At 74.5% G+C, this 22,474-nt stretch carries 18 protein-coding genes; 6 read left to right on the top strand and 12 right to left on the bottom strand.

Annotation, left to right across the window (positions count from 1 at the left end; translation table 11 throughout):
• Positions 1–21: 21 nt before the first annotated feature.
• The 3 genes from ACGF13_RS17595 to ACGF13_RS17585 all read right to left on the bottom strand — a co-directional run bounded on the left by ACGF13_RS17595 (position 22) and on the right by ACGF13_RS17585 (position 5,332).
• Positions 22–966: a DUF389 domain-containing protein gene (locus tag ACGF13_RS17595; protein ID WP_392875405.1), complete on the bottom strand. Its 945-nt coding sequence runs from the start codon at positions 964–966 to the stop codon at positions 22–24.
• Between the two features lie 176 nt (positions 967–1,142).
• Entirely contained in the window at positions 1,143–3,887 is a 2,745-nt protein-coding gene (locus tag ACGF13_RS17590; protein ID WP_392875402.1) for a DUF6493 family protein, read from the bottom strand.
• A complete protein-coding gene (locus tag ACGF13_RS17585) occupies positions 3,884–5,332 on the bottom strand; it encodes an SWIM zinc finger family protein (RefSeq protein ID WP_392875399.1) in 1,449 nt (482 codons plus the stop codon). Before ACGF13_RS17585 ends, ACGF13_RS17590 begins: the two co-directional genes overlap by 4 nt.
• Positions 5,333–5,550: 218 nt before the next feature.
• On the opposite strand from ACGF13_RS17585, the gene ACGF13_RS17580 reads away from it, so the two are divergent.
• Both ACGF13_RS17580 and ACGF13_RS17575 read left to right on the top strand, forming a co-directional pair.
• Complete coding sequence (locus ACGF13_RS17580) at positions 5,551–6,459, top strand: acyl-CoA thioesterase (protein WP_392875396.1); 909 nt, start codon at positions 5,551–5,553, stop codon at positions 6,457–6,459.
• A gap of 90 nt (positions 6,460–6,549) precedes the next feature.
• Complete coding sequence (locus ACGF13_RS17575) at positions 6,550–7,200, top strand: TetR/AcrR family transcriptional regulator (RefSeq protein ID WP_392875393.1); 651 nt, start codon at positions 6,550–6,552, stop codon at positions 7,198–7,200.
• 81 nt (positions 7,201–7,281) lie between these two features.
• Here ACGF13_RS17575 and ACGF13_RS17570 read toward each other — a convergent pair whose 3' ends face one another.
• Positions 7,282–8,520 carry a sulfite oxidase gene (locus tag ACGF13_RS17570; RefSeq protein ID WP_392875797.1) on the bottom strand — a complete coding sequence of 413 codons (1,239 nt, stop codon included), beginning with the start codon at positions 8,518–8,520 and terminating at the stop codon, positions 7,282–7,284.
• A gap of 463 nt (positions 8,521–8,983) precedes the next feature.
• On the opposite strand from ACGF13_RS17570, the gene ACGF13_RS17565 reads away from it, so the two are divergent.
• The 3 genes from ACGF13_RS17565 (at position 8,984) to ACGF13_RS17555 (ending at position 11,444) form a co-directional block, all read left to right on the top strand.
• Positions 8,984–9,379: a MerR family transcriptional regulator gene (locus ACGF13_RS17565; protein WP_392875391.1), complete on the top strand. Its 396-nt coding sequence runs from the start codon at positions 8,984–8,986 to the stop codon at positions 9,377–9,379.
• A 133-nt stretch (positions 9,380–9,512) separates the two neighbouring features.
• A complete protein-coding gene (locus ACGF13_RS17560; protein ID WP_392875388.1) occupies positions 9,513–11,144 on the top strand; it encodes a BCCT family transporter in 1,632 nt (543 codons plus the stop codon).
• Positions 11,145–11,264: 120 nt separating this feature from the next.
• Complete coding sequence (locus ACGF13_RS17555) at positions 11,265–11,444, top strand: hypothetical protein (protein WP_392875385.1); 180 nt, start codon at positions 11,265–11,267, stop codon at positions 11,442–11,444.
• Between the two features lie 247 nt (positions 11,445–11,691).
• Here ACGF13_RS17555 and ACGF13_RS17550 read toward each other — a convergent pair whose 3' ends face one another.
• Positions 11,692–13,359, bottom strand: coding sequence for a DUF2398 family protein (locus ACGF13_RS17550; protein ID WP_392875383.1), 1,668 nt, complete (start codon positions 13,357–13,359; stop codon positions 11,692–11,694).
• A 225-nt stretch (positions 13,360–13,584) separates the two neighbouring features.
• Between ACGF13_RS17550 and ACGF13_RS17545 the strand changes: the two genes are divergently transcribed.
• Positions 13,585–14,313, top strand: a complete 729-nt coding sequence (locus tag ACGF13_RS17545) for a lysoplasmalogenase (RefSeq protein WP_392875380.1) — start codon at positions 13,585–13,587, stop codon at positions 14,311–14,313.
• A 149-nt stretch (positions 14,314–14,462) separates the two neighbouring features.
• Here ACGF13_RS17545 and ACGF13_RS17540 read toward each other — a convergent pair whose 3' ends face one another.
• From ACGF13_RS17540 to ACGF13_RS17510, 7 genes are all read right to left on the bottom strand, one after another.
• Positions 14,463–15,035 (bottom strand): hypothetical protein, encoded by a 573-nt coding sequence (locus ACGF13_RS17540; protein WP_392875377.1) that lies wholly within the window; start codon positions 15,033–15,035, stop codon positions 14,463–14,465.
• A gap of 202 nt (positions 15,036–15,237) precedes the next feature.
• Positions 15,238–16,041, bottom strand: coding sequence for an exodeoxyribonuclease III (locus ACGF13_RS17535; protein ID WP_392875375.1), 804 nt, complete (start codon positions 16,039–16,041; stop codon positions 15,238–15,240).
• A 136-nt stretch (positions 16,042–16,177) separates the two neighbouring features.
• Positions 16,178–17,968: a gamma-glutamyltransferase gene (ggt, locus tag ACGF13_RS17530; RefSeq protein WP_392875372.1), complete on the bottom strand. Its 1,791-nt coding sequence runs from the start codon at positions 17,966–17,968 to the stop codon at positions 16,178–16,180.
• Between the two features lie 252 nt (positions 17,969–18,220).
• Positions 18,221–19,327, bottom strand: a complete 1,107-nt coding sequence (locus ACGF13_RS17525; protein ID WP_392875369.1) for an ROK family glucokinase — start codon at positions 19,325–19,327, stop codon at positions 18,221–18,223.
• Positions 19,324–20,250: an ATP-binding cassette domain-containing protein gene (locus tag ACGF13_RS17520; protein ID WP_392875366.1), complete on the bottom strand. Its 927-nt coding sequence runs from the start codon at positions 20,248–20,250 to the stop codon at positions 19,324–19,326. The genes ACGF13_RS17525 and ACGF13_RS17520 overlap by 4 nt, the downstream gene beginning before the upstream one ends.
• Positions 20,247–21,293, bottom strand: a complete 1,047-nt coding sequence (locus ACGF13_RS17515; RefSeq protein WP_392875363.1) for an ABC transporter permease — start codon at positions 21,291–21,293, stop codon at positions 20,247–20,249. Before ACGF13_RS17515 ends, ACGF13_RS17520 begins: the two co-directional genes overlap by 4 nt.
• Positions 21,290–22,309, bottom strand: coding sequence for a substrate-binding domain-containing protein (locus ACGF13_RS17510; protein ID WP_392875360.1), 1,020 nt, complete (start codon positions 22,307–22,309; stop codon positions 21,290–21,292). Before ACGF13_RS17510 ends, ACGF13_RS17515 begins: the two co-directional genes overlap by 4 nt.
• Positions 22,310–22,474: the final 165 nt, after the last annotated feature.

The raw sequence follows: 22,474 nt of genomic DNA, 5'->3' as shown, positions 1-22,474 counted from the left end.
AAAGTCGTCAGCTGAAACCCGTCACCCCTTCGCCGTCACCCGCCGACGCCGGATCACCGCCCAAGCCGCCTGCTGAACCAACAGGGTCAGCACCCCGGCCAGCACGATCCCCAGCAGGTTCAGCAGCAGCTGCGCGCTGGAGCCCCAGAACTGCTTGACGTCGCCGTAGCCGAGGGCGACGGCCGCATTGGCCGCGGCGGGCACGGTGGTGACCGAGATCGCCACGCCGACCAGGGCCCCGGCCTTCGAGGAGGTGAGCGAGAGCAGCCCCGCGACGCCCGCCAGGAAGGCGACCACGAAGGAGGTCGCGTCCGGCTGCCAGATGAACGAGGTGTTCGGCCGCACGGCGTCGAACTTCGCCTCGCTGAACAGCCCGAGGCCTTCCATCAGCATCCCGAAGCAGACGGTCAGCCCCATCGCCACCACGAAACCCGTCACCAGCGCGTTCAACGATCGCAGTGCCGGGCGCAGCCGTCGCTGGACGACCGCCACGCAGAGCCCGGCCAGCGGCCCGAACTCCGGTCCGACGGCCATCGCGCCGACGATCAGGATCGCGCTGTCCAGCACCGCGCCACAGGCCGCGAGCATGGTGGCGGTGGTGAGGAAGGCCAGGAACACCCACGTGAGGGTGGACTCCTCGTGGGTGATCTCGGAGACCGACTCCCACACCAGCGCGTCCGCCCCCTCCCCGGGGGCCAGCCGCTCGGCCTCCTCGGCCGCCGCCGAGAGGGTCAGCTCGACCGCCGAGACGTCGATCGCGCCGCGCTCGGCCAGCCCCGTGGCGCGCAGCGCGCCCAGGACCTCGTCCGCCGCCTCGCGGGCCACGTCGCAGAGCACCACGTCGCCGGCGGGCCGGACGGCCGCGTCCGGGAGCAGGACGACGTGTGTCACCCCGACGACCTCGTCCAGGCAGTCCAGCACGCGGTTCCGGAGGTCGGGCGGGACGATCAGGCGAAGGTGCAGCACGGGCGCTCCGGTGGGCAGGGCAGGCGGAAGGTCCCGCCCACCCTAGGCCCGCCCCGCACCGGACCCCGCACCACCCCGGGCCCGCGCCACCCCGATCCCGCACCGCGGCCCGTCGACCACCCGGCCCGTCAACGGCCCGGCCCCTCAGCACTTCAGCCCTTCAGCCCTTCAGCCCTTCAGCCCGCGAGGACGTCCCGTAGCGCCCGGGCCTCCTTGACCACCCGGCCCGCGCCGCCGCGCCCGGCCGCCGCCGTCACCTCGGCGACCGGCCCGCGGGCGCCGGTGCGCCGGGCGCAGTCGGTGGCCAGCGCGATCAGGTCGCCCAGCCCGCGCGTCGACGGATCGGCCTCCCCCAGCAGGGCCGGCAGGGCCGCCCCGAGCACCGACCAGACCGTCGCCCGGGCACCGCTCTCCGCCGCCAGGGTGAGCGCCGCTCCCAGCCGGCCGGCCGTCACCGTGCCGCAGGCCACCAGGGCCCCGAGTTCGCGGCCGAGCAGCGCGCCGTCCAGGTCGCCGCGCGCGGCGAGCACCAGCAGGGCGTCCACCGCCGCCGTCCGGTCCTCGACGTGCCGGGCGCCCAGGCCGTACGCCAGCGCCAGGTGCAGCGCGAGCCCGGCCTGGCCGCCGGCCTCGGCGAGCAGCGGGAGGTGGCCGGCGGCCCCGCGCTCGTCCCGGTCGGCGCCCTCGGCGAAGGGGTCGAGCCAGCGCGCGGCCAGCTCCTCCCGGTGCCAGGGGAGCATCGCGAACCAGTGCGCGACGGGCCGCCGGCTCCAGTCGTACACCTTGCGGGCGCGGGCCACGCTGGGCTCGGTGCCGTCCAGCAGGGCCAGGAACTCGCTGGGGAGGCGTTCGCCGCCCGGCCCCACCGGCCCGGCGCCGATGCCCGGCTGGGCGACGGCGATCCGCTCGATCTCCTCCCACCAGCGGTTCCCGTACACGTTGGTGCGCCGCAGCCCCTGGCCGGGCGCGAACAGCACCCGCTTGGACGGCTGACCGTGCAGTCCGCCGGTGCGCAGCCAGTGCGCCAGCCGGCGCCCGGCCGGGGAGGTGAGCGCCTCGGCGGCCTTCAGCGCCGCCCCCTCTGCCACCGACCCGTCTGTCACCGGCCCAACCGCCACCGGCCCGACCCGCAGCAGGGCCTGGGACAGGTCTGCCTTCCCCGGTGTGACACCCGCCGCCTCGTACCCGGCGATCCGCTCGACCAGCACGGCCAGGTCCAGCGCGCCGGTGGCATCGGTCGGGGTGGCGAGCAGGTACGGCGGCCGGGTGGCCGTCACCTGCCAGGCCGCCTCCTCCAGCCGGGCGGCGAGAACGGCCCCGGGCACGGTGGTGCCCGGGCCGCGCAGCGCCGAGCCGTCCCTTCCGCGGAGGGAGTCCCAGAACCGGCGCGGCGGGAGCTCACCGGCCACCGCGGCCACCACGAAGAGGATCTCCCGGGGCGTGCAGTCCCCCCAGCTGCCGGTGCCGCGCCACGGGTGCACCCGGCGGACCGGCTCCAGCGCCTCGACCAGCGCCGCCCGGTCCCGGTGGGTCAGCCGGACCAGCCCGTCCAGCACCCGTTCGAAGGCCGCCATGCCGGGCTCGCGCGCCGCGAGCAGGGCGGACAGTTCCTCCGCGAGTTCGGCCGCCGAGCCGATCGGCGCGCCGAGCGGGCGCGGCTCGGGGGCAGGCGGCAGGACTTCGTTCCACCCGGTGTCCGGGTCGTCCCCGTCGCCGCCGACCGGCGCCCCGAACAGCTCGCCCGCGCGCCGGTGGTGGGCCGGGTTGAGCGTCTCGGCGGCGGAGCGCAGCTCCGCCAGCACCGCCTCCCCCGCCGCCTTCAGGTGACGGGCCACCACGTTCAGTGCCCGCTCCTGGAGGGCCGTGTCCGGATGTCCGAAGGCCTCTGCCGCGGCCAGCACCACCGGTCCCGAACGCGCGGGCGCGCGCCGGGCGGCCTTCTCCAACCAGGCCAGCTGGGCGCGGACCAGCTTCTTCTCGTTCCGGAACAGCACCACCGCCGAGGCCTCGGCGAGCACCTCGGGCTCGATCAGGCCGGCCTCGTCCAGCCCGGCGAGGACGTCCTGGGCGTGCCCGGCGATCACCGACAGGCCGTCCAGCAGCGCCACCACGTCGCGCACCCTGGCCGCGTACTCCTCGGTCGTCGGGGCGAGCGCCCGCAGCACCTCCAGGAAGGCCCGCTGGTCGGTGGCCTTGCCGCCGCGCAGCAGCCGGGCGAGGCAGCGGTCGAGCAGCTGGGCGCGGTCCACCACTCCGGCCGCGGCCAGTTCGCCGATCGCCTCCGTCCAGATGTCGCCGGGGCGCGGGCTGAGCCGGAAGGTCAACGTGTAGCCGACATCGGCGAGTTCGAACAGCTCGGGCAGCAGCACCGGGGTGAAGGCGTCCTCGCGCAGCACGTCGGCCAGCGTCGGGCGCGGGCCGCCCGTTTCGTCGATGTGGTCCATCCAGCTCCGGACGAAGGACTCGCCGCGCGGCACCTCGCAGCCGGTGCGCCGGACCACCGCCTCGATCACCGGGTACATCGACCAGCCCCAGCTCCGCACCGGCCGGGCGGCGAGCCGGGTGACCACCTCGACCTGCCACTCCACCGGCTGCGCCTCGATGACCTGGTGCAGCACGGAGTTCCGGGCCCAGTCCCGGACGCCGAAGTCGCTGCCGGCCAGCCAGGTGGCGGCGCCGGCCGGGCCGGCGTGGCAGCCGGCCCCGGCCACCAGCAGCCTGCCCTTGACCTCGGCCGACTCCCGTGACCAGTCCTGGCGCAGTTCCTTGCGCAGCTCCTTGAGGGCGGGCAGACAGGCCCGCCGCTGGGCCGCGTCCAGGGCGGCCAGCAGCTCCGGTATCCGCGCCAGCCGACCGGACCGGACGGCGGCGAGCAGCTCGTCGACCGGCCCCTGGCGCTCGGTGCCCGAGGTCGTGCTCACGCTCCGGCCCCCTTCGTCCCCGCAGCCCCGGTGGCCTCCACGGTCCCGGCCGTCTCCACGGCCCCGGCGGACGACACGGCCCCGGCGGCCGCGTCCCGCACCATCCCGACCGCCAGCGCGTGCTTGCACGGCCCGCGCCCGCCCCGGTACTTGCCCCACCACAGGCAGGTGCAGCTCGACCGCCCCGACGCGTCCGTGCGCACCCGCTGGATGTGGTCGTCCACGGTGACGACGGCCGTCGCCCCGCCCTCCTCGAACCGCACCGCGCCCGCCGCGACCAGTGCCCCGGCGGCCCGCAGCCGGGGGTTGGCCGTCTCGGCCCGCCCGGCGTCGTACGGGAGCTGCCGGTGGAAGTACGCGGCCTCGGCGGCGTCGTAGCCGATCTGCCCGGCGGTGCCCAGCCGGGTGAGCGCGGCGCGGACCCGCTCGGGGCTCAGCCCGGACTGGGCGGCGAGGTCCCCGACCTCGATCCGGGGCTCCCAGGCGAGCAGCACCGCGATCAGCTCGGCGTCCCGCTCGGCCGCCGCGGTGGCGAGCGAGTCGAGCACGCCGCCCTCGCCGGAGAAGCCCCGGGACGCGTCCGGCGACAGCGTCAGGGTCAGCCGCATGCCGGGCAGCACCGCCTCCCAGGCGGAGGCGGTGGGCTGCCCGGCCGCCACCGGCCCGTACACCCGCAGGGCGAGCGCGTGCCGCAGCACCCGCTGGAGCGCGACCAGCCGCTCGGGCCCGGGAAGGCAGACCGCGCCGGGGACCGGACGGGTGGTCGGCCGCAGTGACGTCCCGGCCGGGACGACCCAGCCGACGCAGGCCCGCCCGCCGCGCCCGGCCCGCGGCAGCGAGCGCAGGAAGCGGACCGCCTCGGCGGCGGGCAGCTCGGCGCGCAGCTCGAAGCCGGCGGCCACCACCTGGGTCTCGGCGAAGCCGCGCAGCCAGCGCTCCGGCAGCGGGACCTTCTTCTCGACCAGCGGGCCGTCGAAGGTGGTGACCTCCAGCGCGTCCGGCCCGACCGCGAGGTGCAGCGGGTCGGCGGGGCCGATCCTGGTCAGCGCCTCGCGCAGCGGGTTGTTGACGTCCACGTTGGTGGTGCCGTGGCCGATCTCGTCCCCGTCGAGCCCGGCCTGGAGCACGTCGAGCCGGGCGTAGACGCCGCAGCAGCCCGAGAAGGACTCGAAGCGCAGCCGGTCCCCGTTGGCGGTGACCACCGGGTCGAGCGAGGCGCGCAGCTGCGGCTGGTAGTAGCGCGCGGCGGCGACGTCCGCGACCGCGAGCAGGGCCGCGGCGGCCGGCGCCGGATCCGCCAGGAAGCCCGCGAAGAAGCGCGGGTTGGCGGCGGCGCCGAGCGGGGTGGCGCCGCCGGAGGTGGCCAGGTCGAGGCACCGGCCGTCGGCGCCGTCCAGGACGGCCGACGGGCGCAGATAGGCGTACGCGTGTGCGGATTGCGTCATGCCGAGCACGCTAGGTGAGGGCACTGACAATCCGTCGGGGCGGCACCGGCCCCGCCTCGGGACGGCACCGACCCCGCCTCGGTCCCGGCCTCGGACCGGCCTCCCGTGCCCTCGACCCGAGAATCGAACTGGAACGTGTTCTATGTCATCCGACGGCCATCGCGACGACGTTACCCAGGTCACACCGCGGCACGGTTGGCTTCTGCCACTATGGCCTCGTGACCGACCTGACCGAACCCCATGTCCGGGCCGAACGGCACGCCCGGCCGGCCGCCCCGTTCGCCGAGCTGCTGGAGATCGAGCAGCTGGACGAGAACACGTTCCGGGGCCACTGCCATGCCGGCGCCCCGATGCGGGCCTTCGGCGGCCATGTGGCCGCGCAGGCGCTCGTCGCCGCCGGGCGCACCTCCCGCAAGCAGCGTCCGGTGCACTCGCTGCACGGCTACTTCCTGCTGCCGGGCTCCCCGGAGCACCCGATCGACTACCTGGTCGAGCGGGTCCGCGACGGCGTGTCGTACACCACCCGCCGGGTGACGGCGCTCCAGGGGCGCAACGAGATCTTCACCCTCTCGGCGTCCTTCAAGCACCCCGAGCCGGCCCCCGACCGCCAGCGCGAGGTCCCTCCGCTGCCCCACCCCGAGTCGCTGCCGAACGCCGTCGCCCGGCTGCCCGAGGAGGTGCGCCGGGCGCTCGCCGCGGGCGGCGGCTTCCGCGACCTCGACGTGCGGTTCGTCCCGGCGGACGCCCCGGGACTGCCGCCGGCCGTTCCCGGTCTGCTCCAGCACTTCGTCTGGATGCGCACCGCCTCCCCGCTGCCGGACGGCGACCCACTGCTGCACGCCGGCGCCCTCACCTATCTGTCCGACCTCACCCTGGCCTCCACCGCCGGGCTGAACGTGCAGCCGAACTTCTTCCAGCGCACCGAACCGCCCCGGCTGGTGATGGCCTCGCTGGACCACGCCATGTGGTTCCACCGCCCGTTCCGGGCCGACGAGTGGCTGCTGTTCGCCCAGCGCAGCCCGTCCTCCTCGGACGGCCGGGGCCTGGCGCTCGGCGAGTTCTACGACCTGGACGGCCGGCTGGTCGCCTCCGCCGTCCAGGAGGCGCTGATCCGCGACCCCTCGTGACGCCCTCGCGGCCCGGTGACCACCGCACGAACGGAAGGGGGCCGGACGGCGTCATACTCCTGAGCGGCCCCGGCCCGTATCATGGTGCGGGTGACCAAGGTTGACCTGTCACCACGGCCGGTGGAGGCGATGTCTCCGCGTCAGCTCGAACGCCGCGAAAACCTGATCGCGGCCGCGCTCGCCCTGGTGAACGAGATCGGCGTCGAGCGGATGCAGATGAAGCAGGTCTGCGAGCGGTCCGGAGTCGCCCTGGGGACGGCGTACCGCTACTTCTCCTCCAAGGACCACCTCCTGGCAGCGGCGATCGCCGAGTGGCATCGCCTGCTGCTGGCCGACCTGGTGGCGGAGCTGCGCGGGCCGAGAGCCGGACTGGGGGCCACCGACCGGGCGGTGCGGTTCGTCCGGGGCGGGATGCGGGCCTACCAGCGGCAGCCCGAACTCGCCCGGCTACGGGTGGCCGTGGCCGCCTCCACCGACCCGTTCGCCAGCGAGGCGCTGCAGGGCATGGCCCGGGCCGACAGCACCGCCCTGCAGGCCGTGACGGCCGAGGTGCCGGCCGCCGCGAGCGACCTGGTGCGGCACATCGTCGCCCACGCCTGGCAGGGCGAGCTGACCGCCTGGGTGACCGGCCGCACCACCCTCGGGGACGCCCGGCGCCGCCTGGAGGACGTGGTGCGGCTGGTGCTGAACCCGTACGAGACGCGCTACCCGGCCCCGTACGAGGTCCAGTCCACCGGCTGAGCGTCCGCCGGCCCCGGACGACCGGCGCGACCCAAGGCGCCAGCGCGGCCCAGGGCACACGGCTCAGGACACCGACAGCGCTCAGACCGCCGTCACGGGGTGGGCCACCACCGCTCCGAACAGGTAGCCCTCCCGGTTGAACACCGCCCGCTCGGGCTGGGTGTTGCCCCGGCGGTCCGTCGCGCGGGCGCGCAGCTCGTACCGGCCGGGCCGCTCGGGGCGCCAGTCGATGCTCCAGCGCGTCCAGCCGTCCGCCCGCGGCTCGTCGCGCAGGTCGGCGCGCCGCCACGTCCGGCCGCCGTCGGCGCTCACCTCGACCCGGCGCACCGCCGCCGCTCCGGACCACGAGCGCCCGCGCAGCCGGTGCCGGCGGCCCGCCGCCAGCCGCGCGCCCGCCGCCAGCTCGAACGCGCTCTTGACCACCTGGGTGGTGAGCGGCTCGCCACCGCCGGGCGGGTAGTCCGGGCCGAACATCCGGTAGAAGTCGGTGTTCCACGGCGAGTACAGCGGACGGTCGGCGACCTCCAGGCTGCCCACCCACTTGATCGAGGCGATGCCCACCCAGCCGGGCACCACCAGCCGGGCCGGCGCGCCGTGGTCCGGGGTCAGCGGCTCGCCGTTCATCTCGTACGCGAGCAGCACGTCGTCCAGCGCCTTGGCGATCGGCAACGGGCGGCGCACCGGGCCGTAGTTGGTGCCGCCGACGACGTAGTCCGGGTCCAGGCCGACGGGCAGCACGTCCACCGCCGCACCGGTCAGCCCCGCGGCCCGCAGCACCTCGGCCAGCCGGACGCCCCGCCAGCTCGCCGAGCCGACGCCGCCCAGCGTCCACGGCGTGCCCGGGACGGGCTGGCCCTGCTGGCCGGCGTAGTAGCTGCGGCCGTTGCCGGCGCACTCGATCAGCGCGCTGATCCGGGTGGAGGGCAGCTCCCGCAGCTCCTCGAGGCCGAACTCGACCGGGTGCTCGGCCGTCGGGCCGCCGCGCAGGCCGCTGCCGAAGAGCCGCAGGCGCCAGGTGTCGGGGTCGATCAGCGGGGTGCTGGTGTGGTTGCGGACGAAGAACCGTTCTACCGGGACGTGGCGGCCGACGACGGCGTCGCCGTCGGCGTCGCGGAAGGCGTCCCAGCGCGTCTCGGCGTTGGTGCCGCGCGACACGAACCACTCGGCGGGCAGCGGTTTGACGATCCCGGGCACGGACGAGGACCCGGCGGCGGGCGCGGGGCCCGGCGTGGCCCCCTCGTCGGCGGCCGCCGCCCGGCCCGGGGCGAGCGCCGGGACAGCCGGGACCGGCGCGGCGAGCACCCCGGCGGCGGTGGCCATCCGCAGCAGCGTCCGGCGCTCCACGCCGTCGGCGGGCGGCACACCGTCCCCGGCCGCACGCGCCGGGGCGTCGGGTGTCCGGGTGTCCTGTGCCCGGGTGTCCCGTGCCCTGGCGTCCCGTGCCGGTGTGTCCTGTGTCGGGGTTGCTTCGTTCGGAATACGGACCTCGTTGTCCATGAACGGTGTTCCTTCCGTGTCAGCGTTGGAGGTTCGGCTGTGCGCGCGACCACGTCCGGGGCGTGAAGGCCGTCCTGGACGGGCCCCCGTTCCCCGGCCCGACCTTCTCACCGTCTGGACTCCTACCGTTCCGACCCTCGGGGAAACCCCGGCCCGCGTCCGAACTCACCTGCGAACAGCCGTAGATGGCCGATTCCGCTCCCGAACCGCCGGGCGTGGCAGCGGAGTTCACAGCGAGTCGAGGCCGCCCGGGAACACCCCGACGGGCGGCGGCGTTCGCCCGGTCATGCGCATCGGAGAACTCGCCCGCCTGACCGGGGTGTCCACCCGCCTGCTCCGCTACTACGAGGAGCAGGGCCTGCTCCGGCCGGGCCGGACGACGGCCGGCCACCGCGAGTACGGCGAGGAGGACACCGTCCGGGTGTGGCAGATCCGCAGCCTGCTCGCGGCCGGCCTGAGCACCCGGGTCATCGCCGAGCTGCTGCCCTGCGCCACCGGCCCCGTCCCCGTCCTGGAGGCCTGCCCGCAGCTGCTCGCCATCCTGCACGACGAACTCGCCGACCTGGACTCCCGGATCGAGGACCTCACCCGCAACCGCCGCGCGCTCTCCCACTACATCACCACCGCACACGACTCCGGGCACGAGTCCGGGCACGGCTACGGCGAGGGGCGGGCGGCCTGACGGGACGTGAATCCCGACCCGGCGCGTCCCCGGCGCGCCGTCCCGCCACCGGCGGAGTGAACTGGACATAGTGCGACATACAGCTTGATTCCGAGCGTGCCGAGCCCCCCGAGTATGTCGAGAGGTCCATCCGATGAGCAGCCAGCCACCCCCGCCCGACCAGCCCGCGAAGGAGCCCGACGAACCCGCCGCGACCCTTCCGGCCGACCGGGCGGTGTTCGGCATCGGCGCGGTCCTGGTCCTGGCGGTGGTCGCCTGGGGCGTCTTCGCCGAGGACTCGCTCGGCCGCACCTCCGACACGGCGCTCGGCTGGGTGCTGCACAACTTCGGCTGGCTGTTCGTGGTGGCCGCCGACGTCTTCCTGGTGCTCAGCGTGCTGCTCGCGTTCAGCCGGTTCGGCCGGATCAGGCTCGGCCGCGACGACGACCGGCCGGAGTTCTCCAACCTCGCCTGGATCGCCATGATGTTCAGCGCCGGCATGGGCATCGGCCTGATGTTCTACGGCGTCGGCGAGCCGCTCCAGCTCTTCGCCACCCCGCAGCCCGGCTCCGGTCTGGCACCGCAGAGCGCGGCCGCCGCCCAGCAGGCCCTGGAGTTCTCGCTCTTCCACTGGACCCTGCACCCGTGGGCGATCTACGCGGTCGGCGGCCTGGCCCTCGCCTACACCGCCTTCCGCAAGGGCCGGGGCAACCGGATCTCCGCCGCCTTCGTCCCGCTGATCGGGCAGCGCGGCGCGGACGGCTGGCCGGGGCGGACGATCGACCTGCTGGCCGTGTTCGCGACCGTCTTCGGCTCCGCGACCAGCCTCGGCCTCGGCGCGCTCCAGGTCGCCGACGGGCTCGGCTACATCTCCTCCGTCCGCAACACCCAGAACGCCCAGTTGGTCATCATCGGCTCGCTGACCGCCGCGTTCGTGGTCTCCGCGTTCTCCGGGGTGCACAAGGGCGTGAAGTGGCTCTCCACCGCGAACGTCGTCCTGGCCTCGCTGATCATGCTCTTCGTCTTCGTGTTCGGCCCGACGGTGTTCGCCCTCGACGCGATCCCCTCCTCGGTCGGCGGTTACCTCTCCGACCTGCTCGTGATGTCCACCCAGACCGGCGCCTTCACCGACGAGGCCTGGCTCGGCTCCTGGACGATCTTCTACTGGGCCTGGTGGCTGTCCTGGGCGCCCTTCGTCGGCACCTTCATCGCGCGGATCTCGCGCGGCCGCACCGTCCGGCAATTCCTGCTCGGCGTGCTGCTGGTGCCCAGCGGGGCGACGGTCATCTGGTTCTGCGTGATGGGCGGCACGGCGATCCGGCTGGTCACCACCGGTGCGGCCGACCTCGTCGCGACCATCCCGCAGGGCCCGGAGGCCTCGCTGTTCGAGATGCTGCGCTCGCTGCCGCTCGGCTCGGTGACCAGCGTGATCGCGGTGCTGCTGGTGATGACCTTCTTCATCACCAGCGCCGACTCCGCCTCGCTGGTGCTCGGCTCGCTCTCCAGCCGGGGCTCGCTGCACCCGCGCACCTGGCTGGTGGTGGTCTGGGGCGTACTCATGGGCGGCGTCGCGGCGGCCCTGCTGCTGGCCGGCGGACTCACCGCGCTCCAGAACGCGACGATCCTGGTCGCACTGCCGTTCGTGGTGGTGATGCTACTGCTGTGCGTCTCGCTGGTGAAGGAGCTCCGCGAGGACCCGGCCGCCGGCCCCTCCCGCCTCCACCCGCCGCACGGCCTGCGGGACGCCGTCCGCGAGGTCGTCGGCGAGTCGAACACACGCCGCTGACCAGCACATATGCCCCGCCCGGCGACGGGTGGGGCATATGCGGCCAACCGACGCCCAACCCCCGTCCGGACTTCACCCGCGCGTACCGACCGTTCACACCGCCCTGGAAACCTCCCTGTCATGAACGCCAGCCCTCAGGCGCCCTTCCAGGAACCGCGCTTCCCCCTGCCCCAACGGCACCGCCGGCTGCTCGCCGTCACCGCCGTCCTCGCCTCGATCGCCCTCGGCACCCTGGGCGTCGGCGCCACCGTGGAAACCGTCGAACACGGCCCCGTCACCAGCGCCTCCGCCAGCAAGTAGCAACCCGCCCCACCCGGCACCGCGGTCCCACACCGGACGCGGTGCTTCTTGCTTTCCGCCACCACCGAGCGGGTACCCCCCCGGCCGGTCACTGACGGGCGCGACGAGCGGGCCGGGACGGGAGTGACGGCCGATACCGGGGACGGGGTGGAGGTCGGGCGCCGAGGCGTGACGGGCGGCCGGTAACCGGGACGGGGTGAAGATCGGGCGCCGAGGCGAAGCGGGCCGCCGGGGGGCGCAGGCCCCGCTACGCCCGCTGTTCGGTGCGGGGGCCGGGCGGGAGCGGGACGAACGGGCCGGGGCGGGAGTGGCGGCCGGTGCCGGGAGTGGGGTGGAGGTCGGGTGCCGGGGCGAAGCGGGCCGCCGGGGGGCGCAGGCGCCAGGCCGGGGGCCGGGTGGGGTGGGGGGTGGGGGCGATCAGGGCGAGGCGGTGGAGCAGGTCGAGGGCGTCGCGCCGCAGGGCGGTGCGGTCGGCGAGGTAGCGGGCGGGGAGGCCGTACTCGTCCGCGATGTCGCCGAGGACTCCGTCTATCAGCGCGTCCGGGATCACGACGTCGCCGGCCACCGTCTCGCCGGGCAGCGGGCGGACCTCCTCCACCAGGCGCTCGACCAGCAGCAGGGCGGCCTGGGCGAGGGTGCCGGCGCCGGGGAGGGCGAGGTCGGTGAGTTCGGCGGCCGGGTCGAGCAGGGCGACGCCCTCGGCCCGGAGTTCGGCCTCGAGGCCGAGGAACTCGGCGAGCGCCGCCGGGCCGCTGAGCCGGTGCTCGGTCAGCCAGGCCCGGTGGTCCTCGGGGAGGTCGGCGGCCAGGACGGCGGGCGTCTCGGCGAGCAGGCGGCGGACGGCGGTGGCGGGTTCGGCCTCGGCGGCGCGGCGGATCAGGTCGTCGGCGTCGTCGGCGAGGGCGGGCGGGCCGGCCGGGACGGCCCGGGCGAGTTCGCGGTCCACGGTCAGCACGAAGGAGTCGTCGGCCGGGTCGGCGGGCAGCTCGCCGAGCACCTGCCAGCCGGCCAGCGCGGCCAGCGCCATGTCGAGGTCGGCCGGTTCGGCGGCGAGTTCGGGTGCGGCGGCGCCCATCGCGTCGAGCAGCCGCCGGTGTCCCAGCTCCTCCGGGGCGTCGACCAACAGGGCCAGCGCGAGGGCGAGTTGGGCGTAACCGGCCGGGGTGAACGGCGCGCCGGTGACGGGGTGTTCGAGGCGGCGGGCGGCGTCGGCGCCGAGGCCGGCCTTGCAGAGCCGGGCGTGCCAGGGGCCGACCACGAGGCGGTAGCCGAGCAGGGTGTCGAAGCGCTCGGCGAGCCAGTCTCGGTGACGGCGGATCAGCGGGAAGCCGTCGGCGTGCGGGCCGGAGGCAGTGACCAGCGGATGGGCGAGCAACAGCCGGGCGGCGATCCGGCGTTCGGCCGCGGGGAGCTCCTCGCCGGAACGATCCTGCGCCGTCACGGTGAGCCGCGCCACCGGCGTGCCCTCGGGCCTGCGATGCCGACCCGGCCTGCCCGGCTTGGCACCTGACCGGACGACGGGCAGTGCGGCGTCGTCGCGCCGGGCGCGGCGCAGGCCGCCGTCGGTGCGGTCCTCGCGGGGGCGGACGGGTGTGGCGCCGTGCGCGGTGGGGCCGTGCCACCAGCTGACGCCGGGCTCGGCGGCGGGTTCGGCGGCGCCGCCGAGGTGGCGCGCCGGGTAGAGGCCGAAGGAGGCGGCGCAGAGGTCGTCGGCGGTGCCGGGGGTGGCGGCGGCGAACCAGTGGGCCAGGCGCAGCAGTCCGGGGTCGGGCGAGAGCGTGACGTCGGCGGCGGGCCCGGCTTCGCGTACGGCGAGGACGGCGTCGGCGGTTCCCCGTCCTGCCCCGCCCGTACGTCCGTCCGGCCTGCCGGCGGCCACCCGGGTGGCGCCGACCGCGTACTCCTGCTGATCCATGTCGGGGTCCAGACTAGACGGTGCCCGGGTCACCCGACGGCAGCAACCGCCCTCCTGAGGAACTCTCCGCAAGAGCCCTCGAAGCGGGCGCCCGCGCTCCGCTAACCGGCCGCCCCGTCATCCGCCACGCCCGACGGGGGTTACGCACCGGTAACCGACTCTTCCGCCGCCGCTCCGGCTCCTCTAGGGTCGGTCCTAAGCAGCAGATCACCGAGAGGCGCACGCATGACCGTCCGTACCACCAACCGCGTCGGCCTCGGAGCACGCCTGCGCTCGGCCACCGGCCTGCTGGGCGGCTTCGCGGCCACCTCGGCGGCGCACCTGGGCGCGATCGCCTCCGGTGTCTCGGTGCTCCAGAACGCCACCAAGCCGGCCCTGATGCCACTGCTGGCCGCGCACAGCGTGACGGCGGCCGCGAAGGCCGGACGGGAGGCGCCGAAGCTGCTGGCGCCGGCGCTGCTGCTGAGCGCGGGCGGGGACGTGCTGCTCCAGCTGAAGAACGACCCCGCGTTCCTCGCGGGCATGGGCTCGTTCGCGGCGGCGCACGTCTGCTACGTGACGATGTTCGTCCAGCGCGGCGCGCTCAGTGACCGCCGCCGGGCCCTGGTGGTCGCGGCCGCGTACGCGACGGCCTGGGTGGCCCTGGTCGGGCAGCTCTGGCCGGACCTCGGGGACCTGCGCGTGCCGGTGGCCGGCTACAGCCTGCTGCTGGCCTCGACGGCCGTCACCTCGGCCGGGCTGGGCTGGCGGACCGGGCTGGGCGGGGCGCTGTTCCTGCTCTCCGACACGCTGATCGCCACCCAGCTGGCGAAGTGGCGGGAGCTGCCGGGCCATCAGTTCTGGATCATGGCGACCTATGTGCTGGCCCAGTACCTGCTGGCGGACGGCACCCTCCGGCACCAGGAGCGGCTCCACCGCGAGGCCGGCGAGGGCGCCGGGCCGCAGACCGCCTGATCTCCTGACCGCCGGGTCGTCGGATCACCGGACAGCCGGGTCGCCGGATCACCGGACCGTCCGACCGTCCGACATGCCGCCGCACCGCCGATCCTCAAGGGTTCCGGCGGCACGACACGGGGACGCGCCCTCGGGCGCGGGGCGAGGCCTCAGGCACCGCGCCTCCGCAGCAGCCAGAAGCCGCCGACGCCGCCCGCGACCAGCGCGAGGCCGCCGGCCAGTTCCGCCGGGTTCGCCGCGACCGAGCCGCCGAGGCCGGTCTGCACGGAGCCGTGCGGGGCGACCTGCCGGCTGTCGGCGCCGGACTGCCCGAGCGAGCCGGCCCACTCCCCCGCGGCCTCGCCCCACTCGCCGAGGCTCCTGTCGGGGGTGGTGGAGGTCACGGTGGTGGCGAAGGCCCCGCCGTCCGGGCAGGTGCCGTCGACCCTGCTGTCCCCGGCGTGCTGGTCGGCCAGCCGGGCGGAGCCGCTGTGCTTGCCGTCGGGGCCCAGGGTGAGGGTCGCCGGACCGCCTTCGAAGGCGGCGGAGCGGGCGGTGATGGTCTTGGCGTCGGGCTTGTCCGACTTCTCGCAGGAGACCGTGACCGTCACGGTCTGGCCCGGTGCGGCCTGGGACGGGCTGACCGAGGCGGAGCCGTCCCTGGCGGATGCGAGGGGGGCCGTCAGGCTGGTCAGCACCGTCGCGCCGATCAGGGCGGCGGCGGCCGTACACATGGGGCGCATGCCGGAACCTCCGGGATTCTCGGGCGCGGCCGGGGACTCCCATGTCCACGTGGTCAATCAACCGCACCCGGTCATTCACCGACGGTAGGTACCCGCCTCACGCCCGGCCAGCGCTCACACCCGTTCGGGTTACGGCCCATGACCCGCTGTGATGCCGGTCATGGCGCCGCCGTGCCCACTGCCGTGCCGCCCGCCGAGCGGATCAGAGGTCGAGGTCCACCACGACCGGCGCGTGGTCCGAGGTGCCCTTGCCCTTGCGGGCCTCGCGGTCCACGTAGCTGTCGGTGACGGCGTCGGCGAAGGGCTTGTTGGCGTAGGTGAGGTCGATCCGCATGCCGCGGTTCTTGGGGAAGGCCAGCTGGCGGTAGTCCCAGTAGGTGTAGGGGCGGTCGTACTTGAGCGGGCGGGGCAGCACGTCCTGGAGGCCGATCTCGCCGAGGGCCGTGAGCGCGGCGCGCTCGACCGGGGTGACGTGGGTGAGGCCCTCGAAGGCGGCGGTGTCGAAGACGTCCTCGTCGGTCGGGGCGATGTTGAAGTCCCCGAGGACGGCGAACGGGCGGGAGCCGGCGGCGTCCTCGGCGGCGGCCTTGCGCAGCGCCTCCAGCCACTCCAGCTTGTACCGGTAGTGCGCGTGGCCGACCTCGCGGCCGTTGGGCACGTACACCGACCAGACCCGGACCGGGCCGCAGGTGGCGGCGACGGCGCGCGGCTCGACCTCGGGCAGCAGGGCGCCGTCGGCGAGGTAGCCGGGCTGGTCGGGCAGGCCGCGCACGACGTCCTCCAGGCCGAGCCGGGAGACGATCGCGACGCCGTTCCAGCGGCCGGTGCCGTGCGCGGCCGTCTCGTAGCCGAGCTCGCGGACCGCCTCGTACGGGAAGGCGTCGGCCGCGCACTTGAGCTCCTGGAGGCAGAGCACGTCGGGCTTGGCGCTCTCCAGCCACTCCAGGAGCTTGGGCAGCCGCGCGGTGACGGAGTTGATGTTCCAGGTGGCGATGCGGACGGTCACGGCGGGCGGCCTTCCCGGTGGTTCGGTGCGGACGGGTGTGCGACGGATGTGCGGACGGGCATGACGGACGGGGTGGGCCTCCCCTCCCGGGAGGCCCACCCCGAACATACCGCCCGGCACCGACAGGCCGGTCCGATCAGCGTGCGGGCCGGACCACCGCGGCCGAGCCGCCGCCGCGCCGCACCGGTTCCGCGGCGGCCACCCAGCGGCCATCCGGCAGCCGTTCCACGCCGGTGGCGGCGCCGATCTCGCCGCCGTTGACGAAGCTGTGCCCGAGGCCCTCCAGCGCGGCCCGTTCGGGCAGGGCCAGGAAGCCGGGCTCGGCCTGGGTCGCGGCGCTGTTGCGCTGGCTGGCGCGCGGCGCGGCGATGGCCTGCTCCAGGCTCAGGCCCCGGTCGAGCCGCCCGAGCAGCACCTGGAGGGTGGTGGTGATGATGGTCGCGCCTCCCGGGCTGCCGGTGGCGAGCAGCGGCTCGCCGTCGCGCAGCACGATCGTCGGGGACATCGAGGAGCGCGGCCGCTTGCCCGGGCCCGGCAGGTTGGGGTCGGGGACGCCCGGGGCGAGCGGGGTGAAGTCGAAGTCGGTCAGCTCGTTGTTGAGCAGGAAGCCCCGGCCGGGGACGGTGATGCCGCTGCCGCCGGTCTGCTCGATGGTGAGCGTGTAGGAGACGATGTTGCCCCATCGGTCGGCGACCGTCAGGTGGGTGGTGTTGGGGCCCTCGTACGGCTCGGGGACGGCCTGGCCGGTGTCGGCGCAGGGCGCGGGGTGGCTCGGGTCGCCGGGGGCGAGCGGGCTGGTGAGCGCGTGGTCCGGGCTGATCAGGCAGGCCCGGGCGGCGGCGTGGCGCTCGGAGAGCAGCTGCCTGGTGGGGACGTCGGTGAAGGCCGGGTCGCCGACCCACCGGTTGCGGTCGGCGAAGGAGATCCGGGAGGCCTCCAGGAAGTGGTGGTAGTACTGGGTGCTGCTGTAGGCGGAGACGTCGCCGCCGTCCTCCAGGATGTTGAGCGCCTCGCCGACGGTGGTGCCGCCGGAGCTGGACGGGGCCATCGCGTAGACGTCGTAGGCGCCGTGGGAGACGTGGGTGGGCGCCTGGTCGCGGACCCGGTAGTCGGCGAGGTCGGTGGTGTCGACCTTGCCGGGGCGGACGCCCCGGCCGGAGGCCGGGTCGACCGGCGGGTGCTGCACGGTGTCGGCGATGTCCCGGGCCAACTCGCCCTGGTAGAAGGCCTTGACGCCGTCCTTGGCGAGCAGCCGGTAGGTGGCGGCGAGGTCGGGGTTGCGCTGCACGCTGCCGGTCTCGGGGGGCTTGCCGTTCGGCAGGTAGAGCTTGGCGGTCGCCGGGAAGTCCTTGAACCGGGCGTAGTTGTCGGCGGTCTGGTTGCGGAAGGTGTCGTCCACGACGAAGCCGTTGTCGGCGATCCGCTCGGCCGGTTCGAGGTTCCGGGCGAGCGAGCGGGTGCCCCAGTGGCGCAGCGCGGCGTCCCAGGTGGCGGGGGTGCCCGGGACGCCGACGGACAGGCCGCTGGTGACGGCGTCGGCGAAGGCCAGGGGTTTGCCGTCCTCCAGGAAGAGGCCGCTGTCGGCGGTGCGGCCGGCGGTCTCGCGGCCGTCGATGGTGTGCACCCGGCCGGTGGCGTGGTCGTAGTAGACGAAGTACCCGCCGCCGCCGATGCCGGAGGAGTACGGCTCGGTGACCCCGAGGGCCGCGGCAGCGGCGACGGCCGCGTCCACCGCGTTGCCGCCGTTGCGCAGCACCTCGATGCCGGCGGCGGTGGCGTCGGCGTCGACGGTGGCCACCGCCCCGCCCCAGCCCACCGCCTCCGGCACCTTCGACGGCGGGGCCGCGGCGCCGGCCGGTCCGACGCCGGACCAGACCAGTGCGGTGGTGAGTAACAGAGACGGCGCGAGACGGGCCAGAGCTCTCATGCGAGTCCTCCTGAGTCGACGTCAACTCATCAGTTGTTCCACAGGAGGCATGATCCGACAACCACACCGCGCCGATATCAATGGGTAGTTGACGGGTCGGCGGGGCAGATCCGGTGGAAGCGGAACGGCAACAGCCGACAGGTTTCAGATGACAGAAAACGAAATCTGTCGGCTGAAATCTGTCGGCTGTTTGTTGTCAGCTATCGGCTGTCGGCCGTTCGTCGTCGGCCGTTCGTCGTCAGCGGCTCCCCGCTACAGCGCGCTGCGCTCCACCCGCCGCCGCTTGATCGTGCGGAAGCGCCGCGCCACCTGCCGGGCCAGGTCGGCCGCGCCGACCAGGCCGGCCTCGTTGCCGAGGGCGGCGTGCACGATGGCGGCCTCCGGGCGGAAGCCCCGTCCGGTGAGGGTACGGCGGAAGGTGTCCCGGGCGGGGCCGAGCAGCAGGTCGCCCGCCTCGGAGACCCCGCCGCCGATCACGAAGCGGCCCGGGTCCAGCGCGGCGGCCAGGTTGGCGATGCCGACGCCGAGCCAGGTGCCGACCTCGTAGAGCAGCTCGGTCGCGGTCGCGTCGCCGTCCTGGGCGGCCTCGGTGACCAGCGGCCCGGTGATGCCCTCGACCGTGCCGCCGGCCCGGGCCAGCAGCGGCTGCACCACCGGCGACTCCTCGGCGACCAGTTCGCGCGCGTCGCGCACCAGCGCGTTGCCGGAGGAGTACTGCTCCCAGCAGCCCCGGTTGCCGCACGGGCAGCGGTGGCCGCCGGGCAGCACCTGCATGTGCCCGAACTCGCCCGCCAGGCCGTACTTGCCGCGGTCCACGTAGCCGTCCCGGACCACCGCGCCGCCGATGCCGGTGCCCAGGGTCAGCATCACCATGTGGTCCTCGCCGCGGCCGGCGCCGAAGCGCCACTCGGCCCAGGCGGCCGCGTTGGCGTCGTTCTCCACGATCACCGGGAACCGCAGCCGCTCGCTGAGCGCCTCCTGGAGCGGCTCGTTGCGCCAGTTGAGGTGCGGGGCGAACAGCACCTTGGAGCGGTCGGCGTCGACCCAGCCGGCCGCGCCGATGCCGACGGCGTGGACGTCGTGCCGGTCGGCGAGCTGGAGCACCAGGTCGACGATGACGTCCTCGACGACCTTGGGGCTCTTGCTCTTGTGCGGCGTGTCCGTGCGCAGCTTCTCCAGCACCTTGCCCTCGCCGTCCACCACCCCGGCGACCACCTTGGTGCCGCCGATGTCGACGCCGATGGTGGGCAGTCGCAGTATCCCGGCGGGCAGGGCGCGGCGGCGACGCTCGGCGCGCGGGCCGAGGCCGAGCAGGGTGGGCAGGACGGGCGGCCGGGTGCTGCCTTGGGAGCTGGTCACAGCTGCGGACGCTCCTCACGGGGGTCGGACGGATCGGAGTCGGAATCTCCGGAGTCGGAGGGGCCGGTGGCGAACGGATTGGAGACGGACGGACCGGAGACGGACGGCCTGGCCAGCTCGTGCGAGAGCTCCGCGAGGTCGGAGCCGCCGGCCATCTCGGTGGTGAGCTGTTCGAGGCTGATCTCGGCTCGCGGGTGGCTGCCCGCCATCCGCCCCCGCTTGAGCAGCGTGAAGTGGTCGCCGACCAGGTACGCGTGGTGCGGGTTGTGGGTGATCAGCACGACCCCGAGTCCGGCGTCGCGGGCGGCGGTGACGTACTTGAGCACCACCCCGGACTGCTTGACGCCGAGCGCGGCGGTGGGCTCGTCCAGGATCAGCACCCTGGCCCCGAAGTGCACCGCGCGGGCGATCGCCACGCACTGGCGCTGTCCGCCGGAGAGGGTGCCGATCGGCCGGTCGACGTCGTGCAGGTCGATGCCCATCCTGGCGAGCGCCTCGCGGGTGGTGGCGCGCATCCCGTCGGCGTCCAGCCGCAGGCCGCCCCAGCGGCGCATGCCCTGCTCGGAGCCGAGGAAGAAGTTGCGCCAGACCGGCATCAGCGGGACGACCGCAAGGTCCTGGTAGACCGTGGCGATGCCGCGGTCCAGGGCCTGGCGCGGGGAGGCGAAGCGGACCTCCTCGCCACCGACGGTCAGGGTGCCCTCGTCGTGCTGGTGCAGCCCCGAGATGATCTTGATCAGGGTGGACTTGCCGGCCCCGTTGTCGCCGAGCACGCAGCTGATCTCGCCGGCCCGCAGGGTCAGCGAGACGTCCTGCAGCGCCCGGACGGTGCCGTAGCTCTTGCCCACGCCGTCCAGGGAGAGCAGCTCGTCCCCGATGGAGGCCGTGGAGGCCGTGGAGGCCGCCGAAACGTCCTTGCTCATCGCGGCCCCCGCTCGGCCCGGCGCTTGACGTAGGCGTTCAGCAGCGCGGCCAGCAGCAGCATCGCGCCGAGGAAGAACTTGAACCAGTCCGGGTTCCACTGGGCGTAGATGATCCCCTTGCTGGCCATGCCGAAGATCAGCGCGCCGAGCGCGGAGCCGACCACCGAGCCGTAGCCGCCGGTGATCAGGCAGCCGCCGATGACGGCCGCGACGATGTAGATCAGCTCGTTGCCGACGCCCTCGCCGGACTGCACGGTGTCGAAGGAGAACAGCAGGTGCTGGCCGAGCACCCAGGCGCCGAAGCCGACGCCCAGGTAGAGCAGGGTCTTCGTCCGGGCGACCGGCACGCCGACCGCGCGGGCCGCGTCCGCGTCGCCGCCGACCGCGAAGATCCAGTTGCCGAAGCGGGTGCGCAGCAGCACCCAGCTGCCGACCACGAGCAGGCCGAGCCACCACCAGACGGTGGCCTTGATCGCCAGTCCGCCGATGGTGACCTCGGAGGCGAACAGCCACCGGCAGGAGGCGAAGCCCTCCATGTCGGCGATCGACCTGGTGGAGACGGTGCCGGAGATCGCCTTGGTGACGCCCAGGTTGGCGCCGGTCAGCATCAGGAAGGTGCCGAGCGTGACGATGAAGCTGGGCAGCCTGGTGCGGCCGAGCATCCAGCCGTTGAACCAGCCGATGGCCAGCGTGGTCGCCAGCGAGACCAGCACGCCGACCCAGGTCACCGCGGTGAACTGGTACGAGACCATCGAGGAGGTCAGCGCGGCGGTGGTGACCAGCACGCCGGCCGAGAGGTCGAACTCGCCGCCGATCATCAGCAGCGAGACCGGCACCGCCATGATCCCGATGGTGGAGGCCGCGTACAGCACGGTGCCCATCGAGGAGACCCGCAGGAAGGGTTCGGCGACGGCGGCGAAGACCGCGAAGACCGCGACGGCGGCGATCAGCGAGCCGAGCTCGGGGCGGGCGAGGAGCCGCCGCAGGGCCGCCGGACGGTCGTCGAGCAGGCCGTCCCTGGCGAGGAGGTCGGGGGTGCTCACCTGGTCCCCCTCGCGACGTACTCGGCGAGCGCGTCGGCGTTGTCCTTGGTCAGGATCTGCGGGCCGGTCTCGACGGGCTTGCCGCCGCCGAGCATGTTCAGGTTGTACTTGTACAGCCAGATCAGGTCGACGCCCGTGTAGCCCTGGAGGTAGGGCTGCTGGTCGACGGCGAAGCCGACGCTGCCGGACTTCAGCCCGGACACCACCTGGGTGCCCAGGTCGAAGGTGTCCAGCTCGACGCCGCGGTGGGCGTCCTGGATGGCCTGGAGGCCGGTGGCGGCCATCGGGCCGGAGAGGGTGAGCACGGTGTCGATGGACGGGTCGGCCTGGAGCTTGGCGGAGATCGCGGCGCGGGCGTCGGGCATGTCGACGCCGTTGACGTAGAGCACCTGGAACGTTCCGCCGGCCTTGGACTGGGCGCCGGAGCAGCGCTGCTCCTGGCCGACGTTGCCCTGCTCGTGGATCACGCAGAGGGTGTTCTTGCGGCCGCGCGAGGCCAGCTCGGCGCCGGCCGCCTGGCCGGCGGTGGACTCGTCCTGGCCGACGTGGGTCAGCGCGCCGAACTTCTGCGAGAACTCCTGACCGGAGTTGATCGTGATCACGGGGATGCCGGCGGCCTTGGCCTTGCCGAGGACGTCGGCCATGGCGTCGCCCTTGGCGAGGGTGACCAGCAGGCCGTCGACCTTCTGGTCGATGGCGGCCTGGACGAGCTGGACCTGGTTCTGGGTCTGCGCGTCGTTGGAGTACAGGAAGGTGATGTTGTCCTTGGCGGCGGCCTGCTCGGCGCCCTTGCGCACAGTGTCCCAGAAGGCGTCGCCGGCTCCGGCGTGGGTCACCATGGCGACCTTCCAGCGCGGGGTGGTGACGGCGCTGCCGCCGGTGGCCGCGGCCTTGGCGCGGGCCTCCTCGGCGCGTCTGCCTCCGGTACTGCTGCAACCGGCCGCGGTGACCGCGAGTGCCAGAACGGCGCACACGGGCCAGAAGCGGCGGGACGGGCGAAAGCGGGTGATGCTCATCCCCATAGTCTCCCTGCCCGGGCCGCACGCGATCGCACCGCCTCGCCCGGCAGCTCGAACGGCCTGGGAGGTATGGTGCCCCGGGGGACCTTTCCTGGTAGTTCGCTGAGCACCTGGTCCGGACGGCGTCCGTTCGGGTGGCAGACTTAGGCGCCGATCCGAAGG

The sequence above is a fragment of the Kitasatospora sp. NPDC048286 genome, from assembly GCF_043201735.1.
GTDB lineage: Bacteria > Actinomycetota > Actinomycetes > Streptomycetales > Streptomycetaceae > Kitasatospora.
This window is presented reverse-complemented; position numbering and strand designations above follow the sequence as displayed.

Excerpts from the sequence above, each read along its gene's own strand:
- ACGF13_RS17585 (WP_392875399.1), bottom strand. The coding sequence starts at position 5,332 with ATGACGCAATCCGCACACGCGTACGCCTATCTGCGCCCGTCGGCCGTC.
- ACGF13_RS17570 (WP_392875797.1), bottom strand. The coding sequence starts at position 8,520 with ATGGCCACCGCCGCCGGGGTGCTCGCCGCGCCGGTCCCGGCTGTCCCG.
- ACGF13_RS17565 (WP_392875391.1), top strand. The coding sequence starts at position 8,984 with ATGCGCATCGGAGAACTCGCCCGCCTGACCGGGGTGTCCACCCGCCTG.
- ACGF13_RS17560 (WP_392875388.1), top strand. The coding sequence starts at position 9,513 with ATGAGCAGCCAGCCACCCCCGCCCGACCAGCCCGCGAAGGAGCCCGAC.
- ACGF13_RS17555 (WP_392875385.1), top strand. The coding sequence starts at position 11,265 with ATGAACGCCAGCCCTCAGGCGCCCTTCCAGGAACCGCGCTTCCCCCTG.
- ACGF13_RS17550 (WP_392875383.1), bottom strand. The coding sequence starts at position 13,359 with ATGGATCAGCAGGAGTACGCGGTCGGCGCCACCCGGGTGGCCGCCGGC.
- ACGF13_RS17545 (WP_392875380.1), top strand. The coding sequence starts at position 13,585 with ATGACCGTCCGTACCACCAACCGCGTCGGCCTCGGAGCACGCCTGCGC.
- ACGF13_RS17540 (WP_392875377.1), bottom strand. The coding sequence starts at position 15,035 with ATGCGCCCCATGTGTACGGCCGCCGCCGCCCTGATCGGCGCGACGGTG.
- ggt (WP_392875372.1), bottom strand. The coding sequence starts at position 17,968 with ATGAGAGCTCTGGCCCGTCTCGCGCCGTCTCTGTTACTCACCACCGCA.
- ACGF13_RS17520 (WP_392875366.1), bottom strand. The coding sequence starts at position 20,250 with ATGAGCAAGGACGTTTCGGCGGCCTCCACGGCCTCCACGGCCTCCATC.
- ACGF13_RS17510 (WP_392875360.1), bottom strand. The coding sequence starts at position 22,309 with ATGAGCATCACCCGCTTTCGCCCGTCCCGCCGCTTCTGGCCCGTGTGC.